The organism is Mesorhizobium sp. M7D.F.Ca.US.004.01.2.1 (assembly GCF_003997785.1).
GTDB classification, from domain to species: domain Bacteria; phylum Pseudomonadota; class Alphaproteobacteria; order Rhizobiales; family Rhizobiaceae; genus Mesorhizobium; species Mesorhizobium loti.
The window spans coordinates 1-22,825 of record NZ_RZRQ01000009.1 but is presented as its reverse complement, the minus strand read 5'-3'; the positions used below and the strand labels follow the sequence as shown (position 1 = coordinate 22,825).

Genomic DNA, 22,825 nt, shown 5'->3' with positions numbered 1-22,825 from the left:
CTTATTGACGCGACGTAGTCCCGAAATGAGCCGCATGGCAATTGCCATGCGGCTTCTATCCTGTTTGAGAGATGCTCTGTGGATGACGCCGTTTCCCTCCGTTTCGAAGTGCGTTCGGGGCACTATTGCGGTCTGACCGGCAAGACGGATCTTCAAAAGTGTTTAATCGGCAGCGGCTTCGATGCCGATTTGGTCTTTGTCGAGCAGGGACTGGCACCGCATCACCTTCGTGTAACTCTTCTTGGCAAGTCGATCGAACTGGAGGCGCTTGCACCCGGACTCAGTATCGAGGGCAACCGGAATATCGCCGCAGGCCAGTCCGTTGTTGTGCCCCTTCCTGTCGTCCTGCTCGTAGGCGAGATGTCCATTGCTTTGTCCGTGCAGGATGCAGAGCCGCCTGGTTCGACCGGCATACCGCGCCTACCGATCGGTGTGCTCGCCATGGTCATAATCAGCTCACTCGGGATCGGCGCGCTTTCAGGCACGATCTCCTATCTTGGCAATGCAAGTGGATCGAGCCCCAATTCACTTCGGGCTGAAGTCGCGTCCAGAACGATCAGTCACCGCGCTGACAATGAACTTACGGAGGCAGCGGCCCAAGAGCTGCAGGAGGAAGTCGATCGAGCGGGTCTTCTCGACGTCAAGATTGGGTCGGCAAAGGGTGTTGTGACCGCCGAAGGCACCGTCACGTCTGAATCGGTCATCAGTTGGCAGAAGCTTCAGCAATCGTTCGATCGTCGCACCAAGGGTACTCTAACACTGGTGAACGGAGTGCTCATCAAAGAGGAGAAGGCGCCATCCGCAATCGCGGTCGAAGCTGTGTGGCATGGGGTCCAACCATATATTGTCATCGACAGCGAGAAGTATTTTGTCGGCGCCATTTTGGCTGATGGATGGGTGGTCGAACGTATTGAGGACAGCCGTGTGCTGCTGAGCAGGAATGGCCGCATTGCTGCTCTCCAATATTGAAAGCTCGCAGGCCCCATCAAGCAGCACTCTATGGCCAGCCAAACATCCTGTCGCGCTCGGTGCTGACAAGCTGGCTGCGTTGGAAACATTTGCTGCCCAGCCATTTCGCGCCTGCTTGTGGCTCTCATGCAGGGTCACGCGCTGGCCAAGGCTGAGGCGCCTTCGGAGTTCGAAAGCCACGTTTCATGGCGTAACAGCAGAGTAAGTCTCAACCGATTGCAAAGGTGTCTCGATGGCCAACGTCCTGCGTGACTTCATCAAGCGTGCGCCGGCCAGCCCGGATTTAATGGTTGCGTTGATGCTGCTTCTGGCTGTCGCGATGATGGTCATGCCTATCCCGGTCGTGGTGGTCGACGCCCTGATAGGATTCAATATGGGGTTGGCCATACTGCTGATGATGGTTGCCCTGTATGTCAGTACTCCACTTGATTTTTCCTCTTTGCCCGGCGTTATTTTGATTTCCACTGTATTCCGTCTCGCGCTCACGGTCGCAACGACGCGACTGATCCTGGCCGAGGGGGAGGCCGGCAGCATTATTCATACTTTTGGCGATTTCGTCATTTCAGGCAATATCGTGGTGGGTTTCGTCATATTTCTGGTCGTCACCATGGTGCAATTCATGGTCCTCGCGAAGGGTGCCGAACGGGTGGCAGAAGTGGCGGCGCGTTTCACGCTGGATGCTCTGCCGGGCAAGCAAATGGCGGTCGACGCAGAGCTACGCAACGGCCACATCGATGCCAACGAATCCCGCCGGCGGCGCGCCGAATTGGAGAAGGAAAGCCAACTCTATGGCGCGATGGACGGCGCGATGAAATTTGTGAAGGGCGATTCCATCGCCGGGCTGGTGGTTATCTGCATCAACATGCTGGGTGGAATTTCGATCGGCCTGCTCTCCAAGGGCATGTCCTTCGGCGAGGTACTGCATCACTACACTCTGCTGACGATAGGCGATGCATTGATATCGCAGATTCCGGCCCTTCTGCTCTCCATTACTGCGGCGACCATCGTCACCCGTGTGACTGGGACGGCGAGGATCAACCTCGGTACAGAAATGGTCAGTCAGCTCACGGCCAGCACTCGAGCCTTGCGACTGGCGGCCGGCGTCCTGGTTGTAATGGGGTTCGTTCCTGGGTTTCCCCTCCCCGTCTTTCTGATGCTGGCCGCAGTGTTCGCTGCGGTAAGCATTGTCAAGGCTGATGTGCTGGGCGCCGGCACTGCCGATGCGAAAGGTGGAACTGCAGCGGAGCCTAAGCAAGCCGCGCCTGCGAAGGAATTCCCGATCGCATTTTTTCTAGCGCCAGATCTTATGCAGGCGGTCGATCAAGCCGAATTGCAAAAACATATTGGGCGCGTTTCGCTCCTGGTCACAGCCGATCTGGGCATTATCGTTCCTCGCATCCCTGTCTTGGTTGACGAGCAGCTGCCTGAATCGCAATTCCGAATTGATGTCGAGGGCGTGCCAGTCGAACAGGACGCCTTAGATCCAAACCAGATGGCGCTCCGAGCCGATGTAGCGCACGTCGACTCGAGCGGTGTCCCCCTTAGACGTGAGCCGAAAACGGACAGACTCCCGGTTGAACATACCCCTGCAAAGGCCCTTACGGGCGCCGGCACGGAGCATAGGGCTCCCGGCGAACTCCTCGCCTTGCGCGTCCATGCAGCGTTGACCCGCTACGCACCGCGATTGGTGGGCATCCAAGAGACCCGACATTTCCTGGGCCGAATGGAGCAGGAATATTCTGAGCTTGTGAAAGAGGTGCTACGCACGACGCCGATTCCTCGGATTGCCGATGTTCTGCGCCGCCTCCTGGAGGAAGGTATCCCAATCCGCCACACCCGTCTCGTGTTGGAGGCATTGGCCGAATGGAGCGAGCGTGAGCAGAACGTTGCCCTGCTGACGGAATATGTCCGTTCTGGTTTGAAGCGACAGATCTGCCACCGCCATGCCAACACGGAGGGCATCGTGTCCGCCCTGGTCGTCGAGCGCGAGAGCGAGGATGTGATGCGTGGCGCGGTTCGAGATTCGGATGCAGGCCCCTATCTCGCACTGGAGGATCGGCAAAGCGAAGCGATGCTATCACAGATACGTCAGGTCCTTTCGAACGCAGAACCGGGTCAAACCCGCCCTATTCTGTTGACGTCGATGGATGTCCGACGTTTCGTCCGCGGCTTTCTGACGCGAAACGGGGTTGATCTCGCCGTGCTGTCTTATCAAGACCTCGCCTCCGACTTTACAATTCGCCCCGCAGGATCCGTCACACTCCCGCACGGATCGAACAGCGGATTGTTAGAGTAGTCCCACCTTTCCTAACTGAACGCCACGCGCCTCCCCGATAACTGAGAGATAACATGAATAGTAATACAGTTTCTCCATCGCCTATGTTTCTGCGCCGGAACTCACTTCTTTTTGCCGTACTCGCCATTCTGCCTTTGGGCGGTTGCGCCAGCTGGCAAAAGCCGGCTCTTTCCGTGCAGGAGACATCTTCCCCCGAGTTGCTCAGCGCCGATCAAATCGATCCGGCTATGCGCGAACGCATTTTGCGCGAAGTTGGTCAGGATGTTCAAGAGCGGGCTTTGCGGGATGAGGTGAAGCAGCACCCGGACAATGTTGATGCGGCGATACGACTTACAAATGCCTTGGTGGGCCAGAAGCGCCCGCACGAAGCGGTTGAGGTGCTCGACAGCGTCTTGGTTGCAGCCCCAGGAAACGTACGTGCATTGAATGCGAAGGGCGTGATTTTGGACATTGAGGGGCGGCATGACGCGGCACAGGCCCTGTATCGGCGAGCTCTCGAAAACGAGCCAGGCAATCAGATGGTGCAGCATAACTTCAATCTGTCGCTTGCCTTTAACGGCAAGTCCGAACAACCAAGGTTAGCACGATCGCAATAGGTGGGCACAGTGCATGCGCAGCCTGTTCCCCGGCTCGAACACGCGCTCGGCTCCCATCATAGATGGCCCCCTGAAGAGAGCCATATCTATGCAAAACAGTTGCTCCAGATCTGGCCGGCAGAGATCGGCAGGAGAGCCGGATGACATCACGCGGCCACCCGCAAGGCCACCCGCCTCGCTTCGTTGCCAGAGCGCCCTCTCCCTCGCCGGTCACCGTCTCGCAATGCGGCGACCTGGCTTAAGGCGGTCGACCGAGCGCCCGATGCAGTAGCCATGAATACGTAACGCAGCGATGGACCCGCCGGATCGTGTCGCGCTTGTGCTGGCCGTCCCTGCCATTACAGCACGGTGATTGTAGCTGGATCATATTCTAGAGGCATCGATGGTGTGGATGCCTTCGATCCAAACAATCGATTTGTTGAATTCGTCCGCCTGAGGAAATTAGCTGCGGCGATCCGACTTCCGACGCCTGCAGGCGCAAAACCAACAGCGTGAGCGCTGCGGGTCCGGAGGCAGGCTGCAAAGTGCAATCACCAGCGCTGATAAGCGGCAAGTGAAGAATGTATCGCTCGGGCAACTCCTGTGTTGTGCACGGTTGCCCCGCGAGGTGAACTGTAGCAGCTTGGCAGCTCAGCGTTCACGAAAGGAGAAAAGATTTGGGGCCAAGCAAAGACCGGCTTTTTTGATTGTCTTGCTGTATCGCTATGGTGGGGCGGGCGCGACCGCTCCCATAATTCAATACGCTGCCTTTAGCGATGGACGATGACGGGATGCGTCGCCGAGACTTCAATGGTGGAGGAGCAGCGCACCCGTCGATCCATTTGCTTTCAGCGGCAACCGCCACTATGAAGCGACACTTCGCCCAACTGTGTTTCAAGCTGCCCGGAGAAGTTTATGACAGAAGAACCCCACAAGACCGACATCCTCATCGAGCTCACTGCCGATGTTGTATCAGCCTACGTCTCCAACAACCCCGTCCCGGCGGGGGAGCTTCCTGCCCTGATCGCCCAAGTGCACGGGGCTCTAAACGGCACGGCTGGACTCATACCGGCAGAAGAGCCTGTGCCTGTAAAAAAACCTGCTGTCCCGATCAAAAAGTCGATCGAACCGGACTACATCATTAGCCTTGAAGACGGCAAGAAATTCAAATCGCTAAAGCGCCATCTGGCGACGCACTATGGTCTGACCCCAGACGAATATCGCGCCAAATGGGGTCTGCCGTCGGATTATCCCATGGTGGCGCCGAATTACGCCGCTGCGCGCTCCGCCTTGGCCAAGACCATGGGACTCGGCCGCAAACCGAAAGAGCCGGAAGCCCCAGCCACGGCGCCGGCGAAACGGACCCGCAAGAAGGTCGCAGCCTAAATCCGTATCAACAGTCGTTCGGACGCGCAGCAGCCGTTGGCCCAATCTGCGCGGAATCAAAGGGCGGGGATGAGCCCCGCCTTTCCCGTCCAAGAGCCTCATTTCCAGAGTAATTCATGATGGCTCCAGCAATCCCTGCCGCGGCATTAACTTGCATGCTCCGGCCCGGGTTTCGAGCCGTCAATGCGTTCCGGCGATGACGAACCTTGCCAAGGCTTTCCCGGACCGTTAGCCAGCCTTGCTGAGGCTGCCTGCAGAGGACTTTCCCGTGCGGCGATCCTGTTCCACCTCGTAGTTGATCTTCTGGCCCTCATTAAGGGTCGACAGGCCCGCTCGTTCAACAGCGGAAATGTGGACAAAGACATCCTGACCGCCGTTGTCAGGCTGAATAAAACCAAAACCCTTCGTGCTGTTGAACCACTTCACCGTTCCAGTCGCCATATCCATTCCTTTGTAATAAGTCGCAACTTAGGCAGGCCATTCACGCCAGCCTGATTTGTACACGAGACTTTAGGCGCATCAAAATCGGAAAATTGCAAGGCCCACTCGATCGCCTGATCTCCAGCAGCAACTGCAACATATGCGAGGCGCGTGCCAGACGAGGCGTATGCCAGACGTTTCGTCGTGCGCTGTCGCTCGAACGTTGACAGAAACAATGACACACCTTGCAAACTCGGCACATCTTGTGGACGTGCTCGGGTCGCTTCTCGACTGCGATACCCGCTCCTGACCGGGTATCGTCGGCCAAAATGAGAGTTTTTGTCATGTGCCGCCAGACCGAAAGATCAGGCGCGCAGCGACCTGCACATTCAAACCGGAACCCGCGAACCTCGATTAGCTTCTGCCTGCTCCGAAGGGCGGTAGCCTGCTCTGAGGCGGGCCACTGTCGGGTTGAAAACCAACTGTCGGGTTCGGAACCCCAGATTGTCGGCAAGGTACGCGCCGCCCACTGGTTGGCCAAAGGGGCACTGGCTCCTGATCCTGCCGCCATGCTCGCCCGATCTCAACCCGATCAAGACAGGTCTGCTCAAAACTCAAGGCGCGGCTGCGGAAGAAGGCGGCCAAAACTTTCGACGCTCTCTGCGGAACTCTCGGCGATATCTGCCAGCTGTAGGAGCCAAATCAAAAACCATTAATTGCGACAGGTGATTTTATGACATTCATTGCGAAGAGGCCAGAATGAACAGCGGAAGAGAGTAGCAGCTCTCTGGTCGCGGCGAGGTGGATCGTCGACACGATCGGCACCTGGCCCGTGCGGGGATCGCACCGCAGCCAGCACCAGAGCCAGACCTTGACCGCTTGCCTTGCTCAGGCGCCACAACAACGAGTGGCTGGAAGCAGATCCACGTGAACTCAGCGATATCGATCAGACGATGCTTACCCTCATGAAAGCCGATCCCGACGCTGTCCAGCGCCGCGAAATCCTGACCAGCATATGGCGCATCGGATGCCACCGCCTGCACACTCACCATCGACATGCCGGAACTCGGAACCAAAGGCCGCAAGCCTCGCCGGCCTCGGCAAAATGGAGCGGCCGCGCCTTCATCCGGGGCGGCCGGGCCAATGTTCGCCAGGCCCTCTACATGCCCGGCCCTTCGCCCTGCGCTTCAACCCCGACCTCAAGGCAAAATACCAGGCGCTAAAGGCGGCAGGCAAACCCGCAAAGGTCATCATCTTGTTGCGAAAGCTCCTCATCCTAGCAAACGCTCTCCTCAAGGCGCAGCGAAAATGGCCCCTAAAACCCTTGACCGAAACGGATACCTTAGCCTTTCAGGTGAGGCGGGCCGAGATAGACCAACCGCGGGTTTAACTTCGCGAGTTTAAGCTGATTATGCCGATGCAACTCTAGCGCCTGCGCGACCGTTTTAGCTTCCATCAACAAGGCGGCAGGCTGGGAGGAAGTACCCTCCCCTGCCGCGAACAAGCTTTGGACAAAGCCCCACCTTGTCCGTAATGTGATCGGGAGGCCGGGGCGCGGCGGTGCTCAGCGGATGTGACGCGCGAGATCTGCGACCCTACCCATCAGCACTTCCATCGGTCCTCGCTGGAAGATGCGCAGCCAAAGCACCGCAAAAGTGCTGATAACCACAACGAAGCCAAAGAGCGTGGACAGGCTCTCGTCTTTGAAAATGTTTATCTTCATAAGATAGGCTATTCCCGCAATGTGCAGCACATAGGCCGTCAAAGACATCGAGCCGACTGCGATTATTGGCCAGACCAGCTTTCGCAGACGCGGGAGCGCATCCACAGCGAGCATGCAAGCCGCCAAGATGATCATTGCGCAACCGGTGCTGCCCACGATCGAAAGCGTCGTTTCGCTATGAGGTGCGGCTATCCATGACGACTTGACTATAAATGACGACTTGGAAGGCTCAAAAGCGCCGTCAACGTCAGACCACCACAAGGAGGTTTCAGTCAAAGCGCGGGAACTCAGCGCGAGCAAGGATCCCCCATGGCCCAACACGGCCAGCGCGACCCCCGCCAGACCAAGGCGCCAATGCGCTGCTAGCGTATTAAGATTAAGGCGCGCGATGGCCATGCCAGCGATGAGGAAAGGAACCCAGGTCACCGCGGGATAGTAGCCGTTGACCATGAGGTTGAAGACCGGGTCGAGGAGGTTGGGGGCAACCGACAGAAGGGAGGAACGGACTTGCGGGAGAACTAATGCCGTAGCGGCAGCGATCAAGCCCAGCTGATATGCGCTGAGCCGATGGAGCGGCAATACCAACAAGAAGCAAATTCCGTAGTATTCTAGGATGACTTCGACCTGGGTACCGAGGCAGCCCAGGATTGAGCCAAGCGCGAGCAAAACAAGGGCACGAATTGCGACTCTGGCGATGGCCTGTCTACCGGCTATCCCCGACTTCGGCGCCTTGCGACCTGTAATCAGGAGGATTGAAAAACCGGCCAATACGGCAAACAGGGCCGACGGCCGCCCATGGGTTAGTTCCATCAGAAACCCGACTAGTCCTCCTTCGCCGGGGTCGGGACCGAGATGGGCGGCATACATCCCGAAGACAGCCAGGCCCCGAGCGAGGTCGATGCCGACCAGCCGATCTACTACCGACCCATTCCTAGCGTCGGCAACCGGTGCCTTCATTACCATGGTAGATTCCCTTGTTGGGTGTGTGGATCGCGGGAGCCGCGATAGGAGAGCCGGTCGGCTGCTGCCGTCGCCTCGTGAAAGGGTTCAAAACATCGCGCCATCTGGCGCATCGAGCCGGCGACAGAGCTGTTCAGCCATTAGCCTGGGGTAAGAACAACAGATCGGCTCACAAAGCCTGTGTCACGGACCTGAAAAGTGGTGTCGCGGAACCGTCGTTTTTTGCATGATGGCTAAGCCGAGAGATCCACTGCACCGACGAGAGACTCAGCGACGTTAGATATCCGATCAGTACGCCGCGGCTCCGCCGGTGACGATCACCCCGGGTGTCAAGGCCAGGGCGTAAACCTGCCATAATCTGTGGTAGTGCGCCCGCGACCAATCCGTTCGACAAAGCTCGGCGCATGGTCGAGCCAATCATATTCTTCCATGTGGCTGTTGCCTGAAAAACCGAAGACGCCGTTCGCTGGTCCAGCTCCAGACCTCGGCCTGCGTCGGTCATTAGAACCGGCGCGCCTGTTTCCCAAATCAATTTGCTGATGCAGCCGCCGGGGGTCACATTGAGCAAAAGTGCCGAGTTCAGGACGGGTTTCATAGGGGCTCTTCGTTTGGCTTTGTTAACGACCCCTTTCTTGCAAGTTGTAGCTGACAGCAGCCTGAAAGCTCCCCAAATAATTCGCTGCCGCCGGTTCAGCCTATTGTCAGCTTCGACCAATAAGATGGGAGCCTTGCCCTCATACCGGAGCTCGGCAGCATGATGCGAATACTGCTCACTGAAGACGATAAGGACCTTGGAAGTGCTATGCACGATCATTTGGTGGCTGGTGGCCACGCGGTCGACTGGGCCAAGAACCTGTCCGAAGCGCGCGATTATGCAGCTGTGGTCGGCTACGACCTTATTTTGCTCGACGTTCACCTGCCGGACGGCAATGGGATCGACTATCTGCGGGAGCTGATCAAGGAACTTGAATCGGCACCGGTCATCATTCTGACAGCCTGCGATCGGATTTCGCATCGCATCGAGGGCTTCAACGCTGGAGCCGACGACTATTTGGTCAAGCCGTTCGATCTGGGGGAACTCTCAGCGCGTATCCATGCAGTGGCACGTCGCCATGGGCATTTTCCGGAGCCGCAATTTTCGGTTGGGACGCTTTCCATACAGGCAGCCGAGCGACGCCTCTTCCGCGACGGGCAGGAGGTCTACCTGACTTGACGCGGATGGGCGGTGCTCGACTACCGTCTGCCCCAGCCCTGCACGGTCGTTTCAAAAGGGAAGATCGTGGACGCGCTTTTCGGCAGACGGCGCTGATTCATACTCTAAAAGAAAATTCGGCTTCCAGTTGCCTTGGCCATGACTTTCCTTCCCGAGAGATGGGTGACAGTTCATTCCGGATAGATGGGTTACACTTTCGGCCCTTTGCAAGGAGAGCAAGGTGCCTTGGAAGGAGTGTAACGTCATGGAAGAGCGGCTGAAGTTCGTCGCCCGGCTGCTGGACGCGAGAAGATGGCGGTGCTTTGCCGGGAGTTCGATATCTCGCGCAAGACCGGCTACAAGATCCTCACGCGCTACAACGACAGCGGCCTGGAGGGCTGACGGACCGATCGCGGCGGCCCTATCGCCACGCCAATCAGCTTCCGTTTCAAATCGAGAAGCTGATTGTGCGCCTCAAGCAAGACAAGCCGACATGGGGTGCGCCGAAGATACGCGAGCGGCTGGCCCGGCTGTATCCGGATGTGCACCGGCCCGCGATCTCGGCCGTGCATGCCGTGCTCGACCGCCACGGCATGGTCGAGCGCCGCAAGCGCAGGCGCAACAGGGCGACGGGGACACCACTTTCAAACGGCTGTCGCCCTAACGATCTTTGGTGTGCCGACTACAAGGGCGAGTTCGGCAGAGAACACGGCCGGGACAGGGGATCACAAACACTTGACCGTTCCAGACCCTGGCAGTGGCGCATCGATTGACCGTTGGCTCTGTTCGTGGGCACCGAAAATAGGGCCTTCTTGGTCCTCGGCAGAGAATATGGCCCGGACGGGGGATAACAAACACTTGACCGTTCCAGACTCTGGCAGTGGCGCATCGATTGACCGTCGACTCTGTTCGCGAGCGCCGAAAATACGGACGACCCCTATGGTCAAAGTGCACTTCTGACCTGCTAGGCACTGTTCGATAACTGGAGGCACCCGCTACGGTGCCCTCGTATTTAAGACACCTGTCAGTTTCAAGCCTGGACATTGACGCGTGGCGCGGCTGCCATTCGTTGACCGCCACGTCGAATTGCCCGCCAACCAGTGTACAGCCGCCGGTGGTCACATTGAGCAAAAGTGCCGAGATCAGGAGGGGTTTCATAAGGCCTCTTCGTTTGGCTTTGTTAACGACCCCTTTCTTGCAATTGTAGCTGACAGCAGCCTGAAAGCCCCCAGATATTCGCTGGCGCCGGTTCAGCCTACTGTCAGCTTCGATCAATAAGGCAGGAGCCTTGCCCTCATACCGGAGCTCGGCAGCCTGATGCGAATACTGCTCATTGAAGACGACGACGACCTTAGAAGTGCTGTGCACGATCATTTGGTGGCTGGTGGCCACGCGGTCGACTGGGCCGAGGGCCTGTCCGGAGCGCGCGGTCATGCAGCTGTGGCCGGCTACGACGTTATTTTGCTCGACGTTCACCTGCCGGACGGCAATGGCATCGACTATCTGCGGGAGCTGATCAAGGGGCTTGATACAACGCCGGTCATCATTCTGACAGCCCGCGATCGGATTTCGCATCGCATCGAGGGGCTCAACGCTGGCGCCGACGACTATTTGGTCAAGCCGTTCGATCTGGGGGAACTCTCGGCACGCATCCGTGCAGTGGCACGTCGCCAAGGGCATTTTCCGGAGCCGCAATTTTCGGTTGGGACGCTTTCCATACAGGCAGCCGAGCGACGCCTCTTCCGCGACGGGCAGGAGGTCCACCTGTCTGGACGCGAATGGGCGGTGCTCGACTGCCTTCTACGCCGGCCCGGTTCGGTCGTTTCAAAGGGGAGGATCGAGCACGCGCTTTATTCATTCAATTCGGAGTTCGAGAGCAACACAGTGGAGGTTTATGTCAGCCGGCTCCGCAAGAAGATCGGCGGGGATAGAATAGCAACCGTGCGTGGCTCCGGATACAGGCTCGTGGTCACATGACGAACTCGAACAGCATGACGAGAAAGCTGATATCGTGGTTAGGCGGGGCAACGCTCCTGGTTTGGATCGCCGCCCCAACCATTGCTGCGTTCATTTTTTGCAATAATGTAAACGAAAGTTCGGATGACTTGCTCCAGGGGAGCGCAGAGTACAGAGAACCAGAGCTGATCAAGGTCTTGAATGGAAAACACGTTGATCAATACAATAACCACTTGCCAACTTATGAAAAGTACTGGACCTATCGTGAGCAGGTTATTAATAAGTACGGGGTAGTGCTTATTTCTGAACCGGAAGAGGGTCAGCAGCCCTTCCCTGATGCTCCCCTGAGTAACGGCTTTTGGCGAAACGCTGATTACCGCGTCTACACAGAGGAGATCCAAGACGGCGTGTATCATCAGTTGGCCGAACCGCTTGATGGCCGCCGTACCACAATCGCGAAGGGCGCACTTTTTGTCTTCCTTCCGACACTCGTGCTCCTGCCCTTTAGCTTAGCTGTTTGGTGGATCGTGATCCGGCGCTCGCTGCGGCCAATCGAGGTACTGCGACAGCAGATCGGATCGCGCGACGGCGGCAATCTGTCACCAATGGACTTGGGCGATTTCCCGGCAGAGTTGGCTCCAATCGCGGCATCCGTCAATCGGCTTCTCGATCGTCTGCGGGCGGCTCTCGAGGCCGAACGCGAGTTCGCCGCAAACAGTGCGCATGAACTGCGCACGCCGATCGCAGGTTCAATCGCTCAGATGCAGAGATTAGTGGCCGAGCTTCCCAATGGGTCGGCCAAAATGCGTGCGCGCGGCATCGAGCAAGCGCTGTCGAGCCTTGGCCGCCTTGTCGAAAAAGTGCTTCAGCTCGCTCAAGCCGAATCGGGGGTTGGCATGGCGGATCACGCGATCGATCTTGTCCGATCGGTTCGGCTGGAAATCGATGACCTGAGGAAAAAGCCGCAATATGCCGGACGCCTGCATCTTAACGTCGACGGCTGCCCCACTTTGATGCGCAAAGTGGATGTCGATGCGTTTGGGATCCTCCTTCGTAACCTGATCGAGAATGCGCTGATACATGGACTGCCCACTGTTCCGACAACAGTTTCCGTCCAAACTGATGGAACCATCGCTATTGCAAACGCCGGACCGGTGGTGCCCCTCCCCGACCTCGAAGGGCTTACAAAGCGATTTAGTCGTGGTGCTACTCCTGCTGCGGGCTCAGGCCTTGGTCTACATATCGCTAACATGGTTATCCAGCGGATCGGTGGCAGTCTAGAGCTTGCGTCGCCCGCCCGCGGTCGCAATGATGGTTTCGAGGCGATCATACGAATTCCTCAATGACACCGGTGAATTCGACGACAGTTGGACACAGGGCGGATTGCTGGCAAGGCTGCTGACAGGGCGAACTGTACGGCAGTATGTATACGGCGTAGAAATCGTACTTCACACAACGCATTTCGGCCGCGGCAATCAATGCCGCTATCATCGTCTGAGCAGTTCGATCGAAGCGACACGACATGATCGGCAAAATCGAAGGCTCCGCCTCACCGCTCGCTCGATTTCGCCCGGGGAGAAAAAAGGCCATCCGAGAAAGTGCAAGCCGCCGCGCAAAGGCGACGTGTCCAATTGTCTGGGTGCCCCTGTGCGCCGGCCCGATCGGGTTGGCGCAGGTCCAGTAAGGACCCGGACCAACCATTCCATTTAGACGACCGGCAGGTTTTAATCGGCGTCCGGATCGCCGTCCCAAAATGCCCCAAGTATACGGCTAGAAAGGCTGCCAACGATCGAGCTTTGGTCGGAGGCGTGCTTGTCAGCGTCTTGGGTGCTTGACCGGCCTTTGCAATGGCCATCGCCATCGCAAGTATCGTGCGTGGCCAGTGAGACCGCAATTTCATCAGCCTGGAGCCGACCGTATCGGTGCTTTTTTATGATTTAGGGATTTTTCGTTTTCCTCTTGGATCATCACGGGTTTGGAGAGGATCTGGTGTTAAGTGCCATTCGGAGCGCCGGCGAACGGCCCGAAATTAATGTGGTCGAGTGATGAAGCCTCCCGAATGCGTTAAACGAGACCCTTTATGGCGGCCCTGGCTGACAACAGTCTGAAAGCTGCAAGCGGCATGCGAAAATGGGGCGATCCTGAATGACGACAGATGCTATCAACATGAAAGAGGCTCGCCCTGAAAGCTGAGCACGCTTTATGCTCAGGCTGCTGACAAGGCCAAAGCAGCGTAAGTGCGTAGTGAAATCCAAGGTCCACATGGGTCGTCGCGCGTCCCATGCGCCTGGGAAGGCGCCGGCCCGGCCAAGCTTTCCCAGCTCGTCCGCATGATGCTTCGCTGAGCGTCAATGGACGTTGGCGCGAGACCAAGGCGTCGTGCGTTGCAATCCGGACGGTCCAGGGTATCAGGAGTTTCACGGCCTCGGCCCGCTTGGCTGGCCACAGTTGAAGCTCCAACGTACCGGCTGGCACCGGGAAATTGGGCTCTGCGCTGCCTCAACGCTGATGGCACGGTCAATGCTTGCCTACCGATGGGGCCGCCCATGCCGTGATGCTGTCGGTCGACGTTCGCAAACCAGACCCTCGCGAGACCCAGCGAAGGGGCTCGCCGGTACGACGAGGGACCTTACCTCTTTATGCGCGGCATCATTATCGAGGATGACATGTTGCCTTACACGTCGTCCCTCGCGCTCGGGTCTTTGTGGGGCGGATGAAGTCCTGATCGCGGTGGCACTGCTGCATGTTTGCGTAAGACCCATCCAGTCACGATCGCGCTGTCCTTCGATGTCGCGGTGCTGATAGGCGGGCAGATCGGTGTGCGCGGCGCCCGCCAAAGGATCGTCGTCACGCCGGAGGAGGCGAGCGTCATAGCCGGCGCGCCGGCGAAAGGCGCTTTCTGTCGGATGCCCGACAATGTCGGATATCGCAAGTATCAAGGTTGGATCAAACCTTGCGAATCGGGGCTTTCTTACTTGGCACGGGGCATGCTCAGGTATCCGCAAACACCCAATGGATAACGAGCAGACTTCCCATGGCCTCACCATGCCGAAAGTTTCCCGGACGCATCCAAAGATGAGGCTCGCGTCAGGCCCAGCAACACGCTGACGGCTCATGTGGCTCGGCGTCGCGTGCCGATCCACTTTCTCCCAATAGGCGTTCGGGAGACATAGATCCTTCAAAATGAGGAACAGATCACTTTGCCAGGAACGCAGCCCATAACCCCACTCTCCCTACCAGAACTACCAAGCAAGCCCCGCACTCATGGGCTTCGCAGGACGTCCGTTGCGTCCGAGTTGGTCGGCGCGGGGCCGGCTCCGATCCCCGTCGCATGGGAGGACGGCAAGGCGAGGGATTTCGTGCTCGACAACGGCATGGAGGTGGTCGTCATTCCCAACCACCGGGCGCCGATCGTCACCCACATGGTGTGGTACAAGATCGGCAGCGCCGACGAGCCGCCGGGCAAATCCGGCATCGCCCATTTCTTCGAGCATCTGATGTTCAAGGCGACGACCAACCATGCGGGCGGCGAATTCGACCGCGCAGTGTTCGAGATCGGCGGCTCCAACAACGCCTTCACCTCCTCCGACTACACCGCCTTCTATCAGACAGTGGCGCCGTCGGCGCTCGAGCTGATGATGAGCTTCGAGGCCGACCGAATGCGAAACCTCATCCTGACCGACGATGTCGTCAAGACCGAGCGCGATGTGGTCATCGAGGAGCGCCGCTCAAGCACCGACACCAACCCGCAGGACGTTCTCCATGAGGAGATCGACGCGACGCTGTGGCAGAACCACCCCTATCGCATCCCGATCATCGGCTGGATGCAGGAGATCGAGCAGCTGAACCGCGTCGACGCCACCGTCTTCTATGAAAAGTACTACTGGCCCAACAACTCCGTGCTGATCGTGGCCGGCGATGTCGAACCGGACACGGTGCGGGCGCTGGCCGAAAAGACCTATGGCAAGGTGGCGCGCGGACCTGACCTGCCGCCGCGCATCCGGCCGGTTGAGCCCGAGCAGAACACCAGGCGCACCGTCACGCTCTCAGACGCCCGCGTCAGCGTGCCCAGTTTTTCGACGCAGTGGGTGGTGCCGTCCTACCACACCGCCAAGCCGGGCGAGGCCGAAGCGCTCGACCTGCTGGCCGAAATTCTCGGCGGCGGTAACCGCGGCCGGCTCTACCAGGCGCTCGCTGTCCAGCAAGGTATCGCTTCCAGCGCCCGCGTCTATTTCCAGGGCACTATGCTCGACGACACCAAGTTCGCCATCTATGGCGCACCGCGCGGCGATGCCAAGCTGGCTGATCTCGAAGCGGCGGCCGCTGCCGAAGTTGCCCGCATTGCCGAGGATGGTGTCAGCAACGAGGAACTAGGCAAGGCCAAGGACCACTATTTGCTCAATATGATCTTTGCGGAAGACAACCTGGACTGGCTCGCCAGCATCTACGGCTCGACGCTGGCCACCGGCGGTACCGTGAAGGATGTCGAGGAACGGCCGAATCGCATCCGCAAGGTTACCCCCGAGCAAATCAAAGCAGTTGCCGCCCGCTATCTCGCGTTCGACCGTTCGACCACGGGCTATCTCTTGCCCAAGACGGAGAATCAAGAGATGACGCTCGGCGCTCGGCCCCATGCTGCGATGAACATCCAGGAGGTGAAGTCCGAAAAGGGCATCATCGCCTGGCTGGTGGAGGACCACACAGTGGAAATCGTCAACATCGGCTTTGCCTTCAAGGGCGGCACCAAGCAGGACCCGGTCGGGAAGGAGGGGATGGCCAAACTGATGGCCGGCCTGTTCATCGAAGGCGCTGGCCATTACGACAGCGGTGCCTTCCAGGTGAAGCTCGACCATGCCGGCGCCGAAATGAGTTTGGACGCGCAAAGCGACGACATCTACGGATCGATGTGCATGCTTTCCAAAAAGCAGGACGCGGCGTTCGGCCTGCTTCGGCTCGCGCTGAACGCGCCGCGCTTCGAGCAGGGGCCGATCGATCGCGTCCGCGCCGAGATTGTCTCCCGCATCGTCGGCAGCGAGCGAGACCCTAACGCCATCGCTCAGCGCAAATGGCTGCGCGCGATCTATGGCGCGCATCCTTGTTCAAGGCTGGGAGAAGGCACAAAAGAGAGCCTGCCCGGCATCACGCCGTCCGACCTCCGCGCCTTCCACCAGGCCATTTTCGCTCGCGACGGGCTCCATATTGCCGTGGTGGGTGACATTGACGCGAACACGTTGAGGGAAAGGCTTGACCAGCTGTTTGGTGATTTGCCTGAGCAACAAACCCTCGTCCCCGTCTACGATGTCGCGCCGAAACTCGGTCAACTGGTGGAGGAGAACTACGACCTGCCGCAGACTTCGCTGACGTTGGCCTGGCCTGGCGTGAAGCCTAGCGCGCCGGATTTCTACGCGGCCGTGCTGCTGAACGACATCCTTGGCGGCTCATACTTGACTTCCCGCCTTTACGAGGAGGTACGTCAAAAACGCGGCCTTGCCTATCACGTCAGCTCTGAACTAACCCTTGACTCGCTTCTGGTTACGACAGAGACACGCTCGGACTGCGCTGCCCAAACACTGAGCATCGTGCGAGATGTGGTAAAGCAGATGGCGCAGCAAGGACCGACCGGGGCCGAGCTCAAGGCGTCGAAGAAGCACCTGATCGGCGCCTATGCCATCGACCAACTGGGCTCGACCCGCTCGATTGCAGACCGGCTCCTGGATTTGCAGATTCACAAGGCCGACGTCGACTACAACCAGCGTCGCGCCCGCAGCATCGGTCGGGTGACGCTCAAACAGGTCAAGGCGGCGGCCAAAAAGCTGCTTTCGGCCGAGCCCGCCATTTTGGTGGTCGGCCCGCCGCTGGGCGGCAAGGATGAGTAAAGAAACTCATCTCACCTTCCTTCTTCATCGGGGCTTCTCGTGGGAAGAGCGAATGTGGAGGCCCGTGGGCCAAGCAGATCATGCAGACGCGCGGAGTCGTTTTCGCCGACCTTGCGCGGCATTGGCGGTCCGGCGGCCTCTCGCCGAAATGGCGCTCCTCAGCATGTATGCCGCCTTTTTGCAGAATTCAGTCGCATGCCACCAGCAGGCATGGTGGATGAAGCAAACATCCGACTGCTTAATCCATCAATTGATGAACCGCGGGCACTCAAACTAACGAAACTGCTGTCTTTTCATCGGGCTAGCGTGGTCTACCAGCTGCTTTGCCGAGGCCCTACGACGAACCCACTGGTGCAGAATACACACTGACGGCCTGTCGACCTGGATGTTCGCTGCGTTGAGGAGGAATCCGGTATTGCCCCTGTGCCTGCCGATGATCCGCCGTCTGAAATCCCCGCACCTGTTTGGAGCCATCGACCGCCTGCCGGCACTCGGCAGACCAGTTGGCAATAAGACGTTCGAGGTCGTCAATCCGTCGACCGGCGAAGTTTTGGCAGAGCTTCCCGATATGGGCGTGGAGGAGACACGTGCTGCGGTAGACAAGGCCTATGTTGCGCAGTCGGGATGGGCCGCGTTGACGGCCCGAGAACGTAGCGACGTTCTTTGGCGATGGCATCAGCTGATCATCGACCATGCAGGCGATCTCGCCGCGATTCTGACTGCGGAAATGGGCAAGCCGCTTGCCGAAGCCATTTCAGAGGTATCGCATGCGGCGGCGTATCTGCAATGGTATGCCGAGGAGGCCAATCGCGTCTATGGCGAGACGATCTCGGCACCCTCGACAGACCGCCGAATGCTAGTGATCAAGCAGCCCATCGGCGTTGTTGGCACGATCACGCCATGGAATTTCCCGGCCTCCATGGTGGCGCGCAAAATCTCGCCGGCCTTGGCTGCGGGCTGCACAATCGTGCTCAAGCCCGCTGAACAGACGCCGCTCGTGGCTGGCGCAATGTTCGCCCTCGCCCATCAGGCCGGCTTTCCCGATGGCGTGGTCAACCTGATCTATGCGTCCGAAGGTGATCGCGTGGGCCGTGAACTCTGCACCAATTCCAAGATTCGAAAGATCAGCTTCACCGGTTCGACCGAGGTCGGACGGCTGCTGATGCGTCAGTGCTCTGACCAGATCAAGAAGGTCAGCCTTGAACTCGGCGGCAATGCACCTTTCATCATCTTCGATGATGCCGACATTGACGGTGCTGTTGACGGTGCGGTCCAGGCGAAGTTCCGCAATGCCGGCCAGACCTGCGTTTCCGCGAACCGCATTTACGTCCAATCGAGCGTTCACGATGAGTTCGTCAAGAAATTCGTGGAAAGAATCCGGCACTTGTCGGTTGGCGACGGATTCGATGCCGGAGTGGACATCGGACCGCTCATCGACAAGCATGCTCTGGCCAAGATCGAGTCTCACGTCGCAGATGCCATTGCGAAAGGCGGCACAATACGATGCGGGGGCCAGCGTATCGGCAAGAATGGCACGTTTTTCGAACCCACGGTCCTCACCGAGATTTCCAGCGTCATGGCAGTCGCGCAAGAGGAGACATTCGGGCCGCTCGCGCCGATCATTCGCTTCAACGATGCGGATCAGGTCGTGCGCGAGGCCAATGACACGATATACGGCCTCGCCGCATACTTCTATGCCTCAAACCTGAAGCGGGTCTGGCGTGTGGCAGAGGCTCTGGAATATGGCATGGTTGGCATCAACACGGGACGCATGTCCTCGGAGGCGGCACCGTTTGGCGGGATCAAACAATCCGGCATCGGGCGGGAGGGTTCCCGTCATGGCCTCGAGGACTATCTGGAAATGAAATATCTTTGCATGGGCGGGATTTGAAACCTGCTGCACTGTCTCTCCGCCCCACCGGGGGGCGGCCTGCGGTCAATGCCGCCACCTAATTGGAAGTTCCAAACGCCGTTGACCTGAAACACGGATGCCCGGCAGGAGACTGAGCTCGCTGTCGGGCCGGACATGCCTTGGGAGGGCATAAGTCAGCGCTCCTAGGGCCGATGGGCCACTCAGTTCGTGCGCCTTTTGCCGATTGCGTTGCATGTGCCGTGCCAAGCCAAAAAGCATTGATAAACCGCCGATGGATCAGCTTTTGCCCTGTTGCGCATTCTACATTGTGGGATATGCGACAATGCCCAAGCGGTTGAATCGTCGTGTTGCAGAACCCCAGACGGGTCATGACTGCTATTCTTAGGACAGTGCGCAGCAAGCCGCTACTCGCTGCACTCCAGGCACACCATTTCCATAATCAAGCGGTGGGTGCTATGTTGACCGAGCTGTCGACCAGGGAACGGTGTGAGGCCTCAGATCCCTCCATATTGTTGCACCCGCCGGTCCAACAGGACTGCAGGTCCGGCCTCAAAGGATCTTGGCTGCTATGGCGACATTGCGGTGCACGCCGCTTTCCGACCAATGATGTGCGTCCAGGTCGAGGCCGGCCCTAATGAACCACCGCCTTGGCACCCTCGCCCATCTCATTTCGGCATCGACAAGCTAGACCAGAGCGCACTTGCAAGGCGCCATGCAGTCCTGTCGGCGGGCGAACTGTTGGTGACGGGTACAGCTGCGAGCGAACGTTCATCCACCGACGCACAGCGCGGACTGTCGCTTTTCAAATTAGGAAATCTCTGTAGCCACCATTCATGAGCGCGCGGCCACGCGAGACGGCCCGACGGATGCGGTCGCGCAGATGATCGCGAGGATCCGCCCAGTCGGCATGGACGCGCCGTTGACCGATGAGAACTTCGGCGAGCTCGCGATGAGGTGCTCCGGCGAGCGAACCGTCGAGCGCACGAAGAACGAAGGACAAACGAACGCCGCGCTTTTCCGGCGCAAACAAGCGGGGGGGCAACTGTTGCCCTAGACTGAGAGCATTGAGGCACTCCAGTCCCCTCAGTCGATGCTTTAAAAGCACCGCGGGCCAGATGGCTTGCGTATGCAGGCAAACAGGGTGGAGGATATTCGCGCCCGAGACGGCGAGCTGCAGCGCGTGGTCCGCATTGCGAAGAAGAACATGCTGGCTCTTGTCGGGCGCCAGCAGGACGATTGCACGACAGGGCAATGCCGAGAGTTCGAACGGCGGTGTCGGCGACGAGGCAGGCAACCGTTCCGCAATGACCGGCAGCACATGGACGCACCAGAGCGGACACCAGAATACGACCGAAGCGCGGCCACAAGACTCCGCGAAACAGAACACCCCAGCGTGACAGGTCGCCGGCCGACGCGACCATATCGAGAAAGGATTGGAGAGACCAAGTCTTGCAATGCTGGCGCGCAGCGGTCAGATCGCGCTGGAACGCTGGATTGCGGCGTAAGAACTCCCAAGCCCACTCCCGCAGCGTCAGGCCAGCGGTGTAGTCGTATGATCTTTCATCCCGCCAATCGGCCTGATCCGCGCCAGTCAGGAGATTCATGACTGACATCCCCTGCCCGCGCCTGCGTGCGTCGAAACATTATGCCACTTCGCAAAGCATCGGCGAAGGCAGCAGACGTCGAAGACCCCGTTTCGTTGAAGCGTCAGCCATCGCCACTGTCGGCGACAGAAGATGTGCCCAAATTGCCACCAGACCGTCGAACTGGCACAGCGACGGCCAGCGCGACCTGGAATTGATCCCGTAACGGTCATCGGCTCCTGCGTCGCGATCCAGACGTCCCTTGAAGGCGCAGTAGCGCGGCAGTGGATCGCACGCTGCTTGTCGGCAAGTTGTCGTAGCGGCGGCGCCATAGGCACGGTCATCGGAGGGTCTCCTGCGGCAAGCTTTCGCCATTGGAGGCCAATCTCCCCGCTAGGGCAGCCTGTGCAGTTGCACAGGTGAAGCGGATCAATCAGGGGGAGCCATGGCGGAAACTGGATGATGGCGGCTTGAGGAGAGCGGCGTATCGAGGCGGGTGATGAAGCCTGCCAGTACCTCTCAAGGAGAGTGATACGCCATGAACGAGACTATCAACACATTGTTCGCCTTCGTCAGCCCGACGAAATCGATGATACCCTGACGGATGTACTTCGCAGCGGCGCGCGCAAATTGCTTGCGCATGCGATCGAGATGGAGGCCGAGGCGTATGCCAAGGCGGTCGACTGCCTGACGAAAGATCATATTGCGTCGCTGGCGCTCTACGATTTCCCCGCCCAACACTGGGATCATCTGCGAACGTCCAATCCCATCGAAAGCGTCTTTGCAACCGTTCGCTATCGCACGGTGCGTACCAAGGGCTCGCTATCCTCGAAAACCGCCCAGCTGATGGTCTTCAAGCTGTTGGCCGCGGCCAGGAAGTGGCGACGATTGAAAGGACAAAATCAGTTGCCGAAACTCATCGCAGGTGCCAGGTTCCTGGACGGAATCCAGGTCATCGAAACGAAGCCGCAGAGCGCCGCTTGATCAGCCTCGTCACCCAAATTCCAGCATAGCTCCATCGGAACTGCCAGCCTTCCTTGCCGATCAGGCGCATATCAGCGCTGACGATACCGAGGACGGCGATGGCGGTCACCTCCAGGCCGCCGAGTAACGACCCTCAAAACACCGCACTGGTCGAGGCCAGCCTGAACCGGTATCTTGTGCCTGCCCTCGGGAGTCGCTCTATCCACCATGTGATCGACACCGACATTGCTAACATCACCAAGAAGATCGTCGCCGGGGGTCACCCGCAAGCGGCTAACACGGCCTTCTGGTGTATGCGGGCATTTTTCAACTGGTGTCGCAAACCGCCGCAACGGCTCATCCGCGGTTTCCCCGCGAGGGATTGGAAAATCCGGATCCGGCCCCGATCGTCAAGCGCAAGCGAGTGGTGAACGATGCCGAACTGGCGGCTATATGAACGGGCTGTGAGCCCGAACCGGGCGATATCGGCTATTCGTTCGGCTCCATCGTCAAGCTGCTCATTCTGACCGGACAGAGGCGTACGGAAGTTGCCGCGATGCGTTGGTCCTCAACCTTGAAGCCGGAACATGGAACTATCGGGTGACCGCACGAAGAACGAAGAGCCTACGCTTATTCCGCTGTCCACACTGGCGGTGTCGGTCCCCCAGACGGTACCGAAGACCAATGACACGTTTTTTTCCCTGCGAGGGGCAACGAAAGAAGCCACTTCTCAGGCTACGCGAAGGGCAAGAAGGCTCTAGACGGCAAGGTCAATACTGACGGGGTGGCTTTGGAGAACTGGACCCTTCACGATCTGCGCAGGACGCTCGCGACAAATCTCGGCAGGCGGCAGGTATTGCCACACGTCATCGAGCACATACTGAATCACAAGGCGGCGTCCTTGACAGACATTGGCGAAATCTACAATCTCTATAGCAACGTCAAGGAGAAGCGCGAGGTGTTGCAGATGTGGTCAAATCACATCGAATGGCTGATCAAGCAGGCTGCGGATGACGCTCTGGCGGCGTAGCTGCTGGCATGGGCGGAAGATGC

Annotated in this window: 14 protein-coding genes and 2 pseudogenes; 13 read left to right on the top strand and 3 right to left on the bottom strand. The window is 58.7% G+C overall.

Annotated features, from left to right (window positions below; translation table 11 throughout):
- The first annotated feature begins 78 nt into the window (after positions 1–78).
- The 4 genes from EN993_RS03540 (at position 79) to EN993_RS03525 (ending at position 5,226) form a co-directional block, all read left to right on the top strand.
- Positions 79–969: a hypothetical protein gene (locus EN993_RS03540; RefSeq protein WP_024505382.1), complete on the top strand. Its 891-nt coding sequence runs from the start codon at positions 79–81 to the stop codon at positions 967–969.
- 232 nt (positions 970–1,201) lie between these two features.
- Positions 1,202–3,265, top strand: coding sequence for a type III secretion system export apparatus subunit SctV (sctV, locus tag EN993_RS03535; protein ID WP_063169272.1), 2,064 nt, complete (start codon positions 1,202–1,204; stop codon positions 3,263–3,265).
- Positions 3,266–3,318: 53 nt separating this feature from the next.
- A complete protein-coding gene (locus EN993_RS03530; RefSeq protein ID WP_082826568.1) occupies positions 3,319–3,861 on the top strand; it encodes a tetratricopeptide repeat protein in 543 nt (180 codons plus the stop codon).
- Positions 3,862–4,755: 894 nt separating this feature from the next.
- Complete coding sequence (locus tag EN993_RS03525) at positions 4,756–5,226, top strand: MucR family transcriptional regulator (RefSeq protein ID WP_024505385.1); 471 nt, start codon at positions 4,756–4,758, stop codon at positions 5,224–5,226.
- 228 nt (positions 5,227–5,454) lie between these two features.
- Here the strand turns inward: EN993_RS03525 and EN993_RS03520 are convergent, their stop codons facing one another.
- Together EN993_RS03520 and EN993_RS03515 are read right to left on the bottom strand one after the other, a co-directional pair.
- On the bottom strand, positions 5,455–5,667 hold the full coding sequence (locus EN993_RS03520) for a cold-shock protein (RefSeq protein ID WP_008874821.1): 213 nt from the start codon (positions 5,665–5,667) through the stop codon (positions 5,455–5,457).
- A 1,543-nt stretch (positions 5,668–7,210) separates the two neighbouring features.
- The gene (locus EN993_RS03515) at positions 7,211–8,332 is read right to left on the bottom strand and encodes a DUF418 domain-containing protein (protein WP_063169274.1); all 1,122 of its coding nucleotides are present in this window, start codon (positions 8,330–8,332) and stop codon (positions 7,211–7,213) included.
- 751 nt (positions 8,333–9,083) lie between these two features.
- On the opposite strand from EN993_RS03515, the gene EN993_RS03510 reads away from it, so the two are divergent.
- From EN993_RS03510 to EN993_RS03475, 7 genes and pseudogenes are all read left to right on the top strand, one after another.
- Positions 9,084–9,542 (top strand): response regulator transcription factor, encoded by a 459-nt coding sequence (locus EN993_RS03510; RefSeq protein ID WP_224570033.1) that lies wholly within the window; start codon positions 9,084–9,086, stop codon positions 9,540–9,542.
- Between the two features lie 244 nt (positions 9,543–9,786).
- Positions 9,787–10,219: pseudogene (locus EN993_RS03505) on the top strand (helix-turn-helix domain-containing protein); the annotation flags it as partial.
- Positions 10,220–10,838: 619 nt separating this feature from the next.
- Positions 10,839–11,498 carry a response regulator transcription factor gene (locus EN993_RS03500; RefSeq protein ID WP_024505389.1) on the top strand — a complete coding sequence of 220 codons (660 nt, stop codon included), beginning with the start codon at positions 10,839–10,841 and terminating at the stop codon, positions 11,496–11,498.
- Positions 11,495–12,823: a HAMP domain-containing sensor histidine kinase gene (locus tag EN993_RS03495; protein ID WP_063169275.1), complete on the top strand. Its 1,329-nt coding sequence runs from the start codon at positions 11,495–11,497 to the stop codon at positions 12,821–12,823. Before EN993_RS03500 ends, EN993_RS03495 begins: the two co-directional genes overlap by 4 nt.
- 1,950 nt (positions 12,824–14,773) lie before the next feature.
- Positions 14,774–16,078: pseudogene (locus EN993_RS03485) on the top strand (pitrilysin family protein); the annotation flags it as partial.
- Between the two features lie 9 nt (positions 16,079–16,087).
- Positions 16,088–17,353 (top strand): pitrilysin family protein, encoded by a 1,266-nt coding sequence (locus EN993_RS03480; RefSeq protein ID WP_128311092.1) that lies wholly within the window; start codon positions 16,088–16,090, stop codon positions 17,351–17,353.
- A 415-nt stretch (positions 17,354–17,768) separates the two neighbouring features.
- Positions 17,769–19,244 carry an NAD-dependent succinate-semialdehyde dehydrogenase gene (locus EN993_RS03475; RefSeq protein WP_095769043.1) on the top strand — a complete coding sequence of 492 codons (1,476 nt, stop codon included), beginning with the start codon at positions 17,769–17,771 and terminating at the stop codon, positions 19,242–19,244.
- A 784-nt stretch (positions 19,245–20,028) separates the two neighbouring features.
- Here the strand turns inward: EN993_RS03475 and EN993_RS03470 are convergent.
- Positions 20,029–20,544: a DUF2285 domain-containing protein gene (locus EN993_RS03470; protein WP_224570032.1), complete on the bottom strand. Its 516-nt coding sequence runs from the start codon at positions 20,542–20,544 to the stop codon at positions 20,029–20,031.
- 793 nt (positions 20,545–21,337) lie between these two features.
- Between EN993_RS03470 and EN993_RS03465 the strand changes: the two genes are divergently transcribed.
- Both EN993_RS03465 and EN993_RS38295 read left to right on the top strand, forming a co-directional pair.
- A complete protein-coding gene (locus tag EN993_RS03465; protein ID WP_256748481.1) occupies positions 21,338–21,793 on the top strand; it encodes a transposase in 456 nt (151 codons plus the stop codon).
- An 880-nt stretch (positions 21,794–22,673) separates the two neighbouring features.
- Positions 22,674–22,802, top strand: coding sequence for a hypothetical protein (locus EN993_RS38295; RefSeq protein ID WP_135907184.1), 129 nt, complete (start codon positions 22,674–22,676; stop codon positions 22,800–22,802).
- The last annotated feature ends 23 nt before the right edge of the window (positions 22,803–22,825 follow it).

Excerpts from the sequence above, each read along its gene's own strand:
- EN993_RS03530 (WP_082826568.1), top strand. The coding sequence starts at position 3,319 with ATGAATAGTAATACAGTTTCTCCATCGCCTATGTTTCTGCGCCGGAAC.
- EN993_RS03510 (WP_224570033.1), top strand. The coding sequence starts at position 9,084 with ATGATGCGAATACTGCTCACTGAAGACGATAAGGACCTTGGAAGTGCT.
- EN993_RS03520 (WP_008874821.1), bottom strand. The coding sequence starts at position 5,667 with ATGGCGACTGGAACGGTGAAGTGGTTCAACAGCACGAAGGGTTTTGGT.
- EN993_RS03480 (WP_128311092.1), top strand. The coding sequence starts at position 16,088 with ATGACGCTCGGCGCTCGGCCCCATGCTGCGATGAACATCCAGGAGGTG.
- sctV (WP_063169272.1), top strand. The coding sequence starts at position 1,202 with ATGGCCAACGTCCTGCGTGACTTCATCAAGCGTGCGCCGGCCAGCCCG.
- EN993_RS03525 (WP_024505385.1), top strand. The coding sequence starts at position 4,756 with ATGACAGAAGAACCCCACAAGACCGACATCCTCATCGAGCTCACTGCC.
- EN993_RS03500 (WP_024505389.1), top strand. The coding sequence starts at position 10,839 with ATGCGAATACTGCTCATTGAAGACGACGACGACCTTAGAAGTGCTGTG.
- EN993_RS03515 (WP_063169274.1), bottom strand. The coding sequence starts at position 8,332 with ATGGTAATGAAGGCACCGGTTGCCGACGCTAGGAATGGGTCGGTAGTA.
- EN993_RS03495 (WP_063169275.1), top strand. The coding sequence starts at position 11,495 with ATGACGAACTCGAACAGCATGACGAGAAAGCTGATATCGTGGTTAGGC.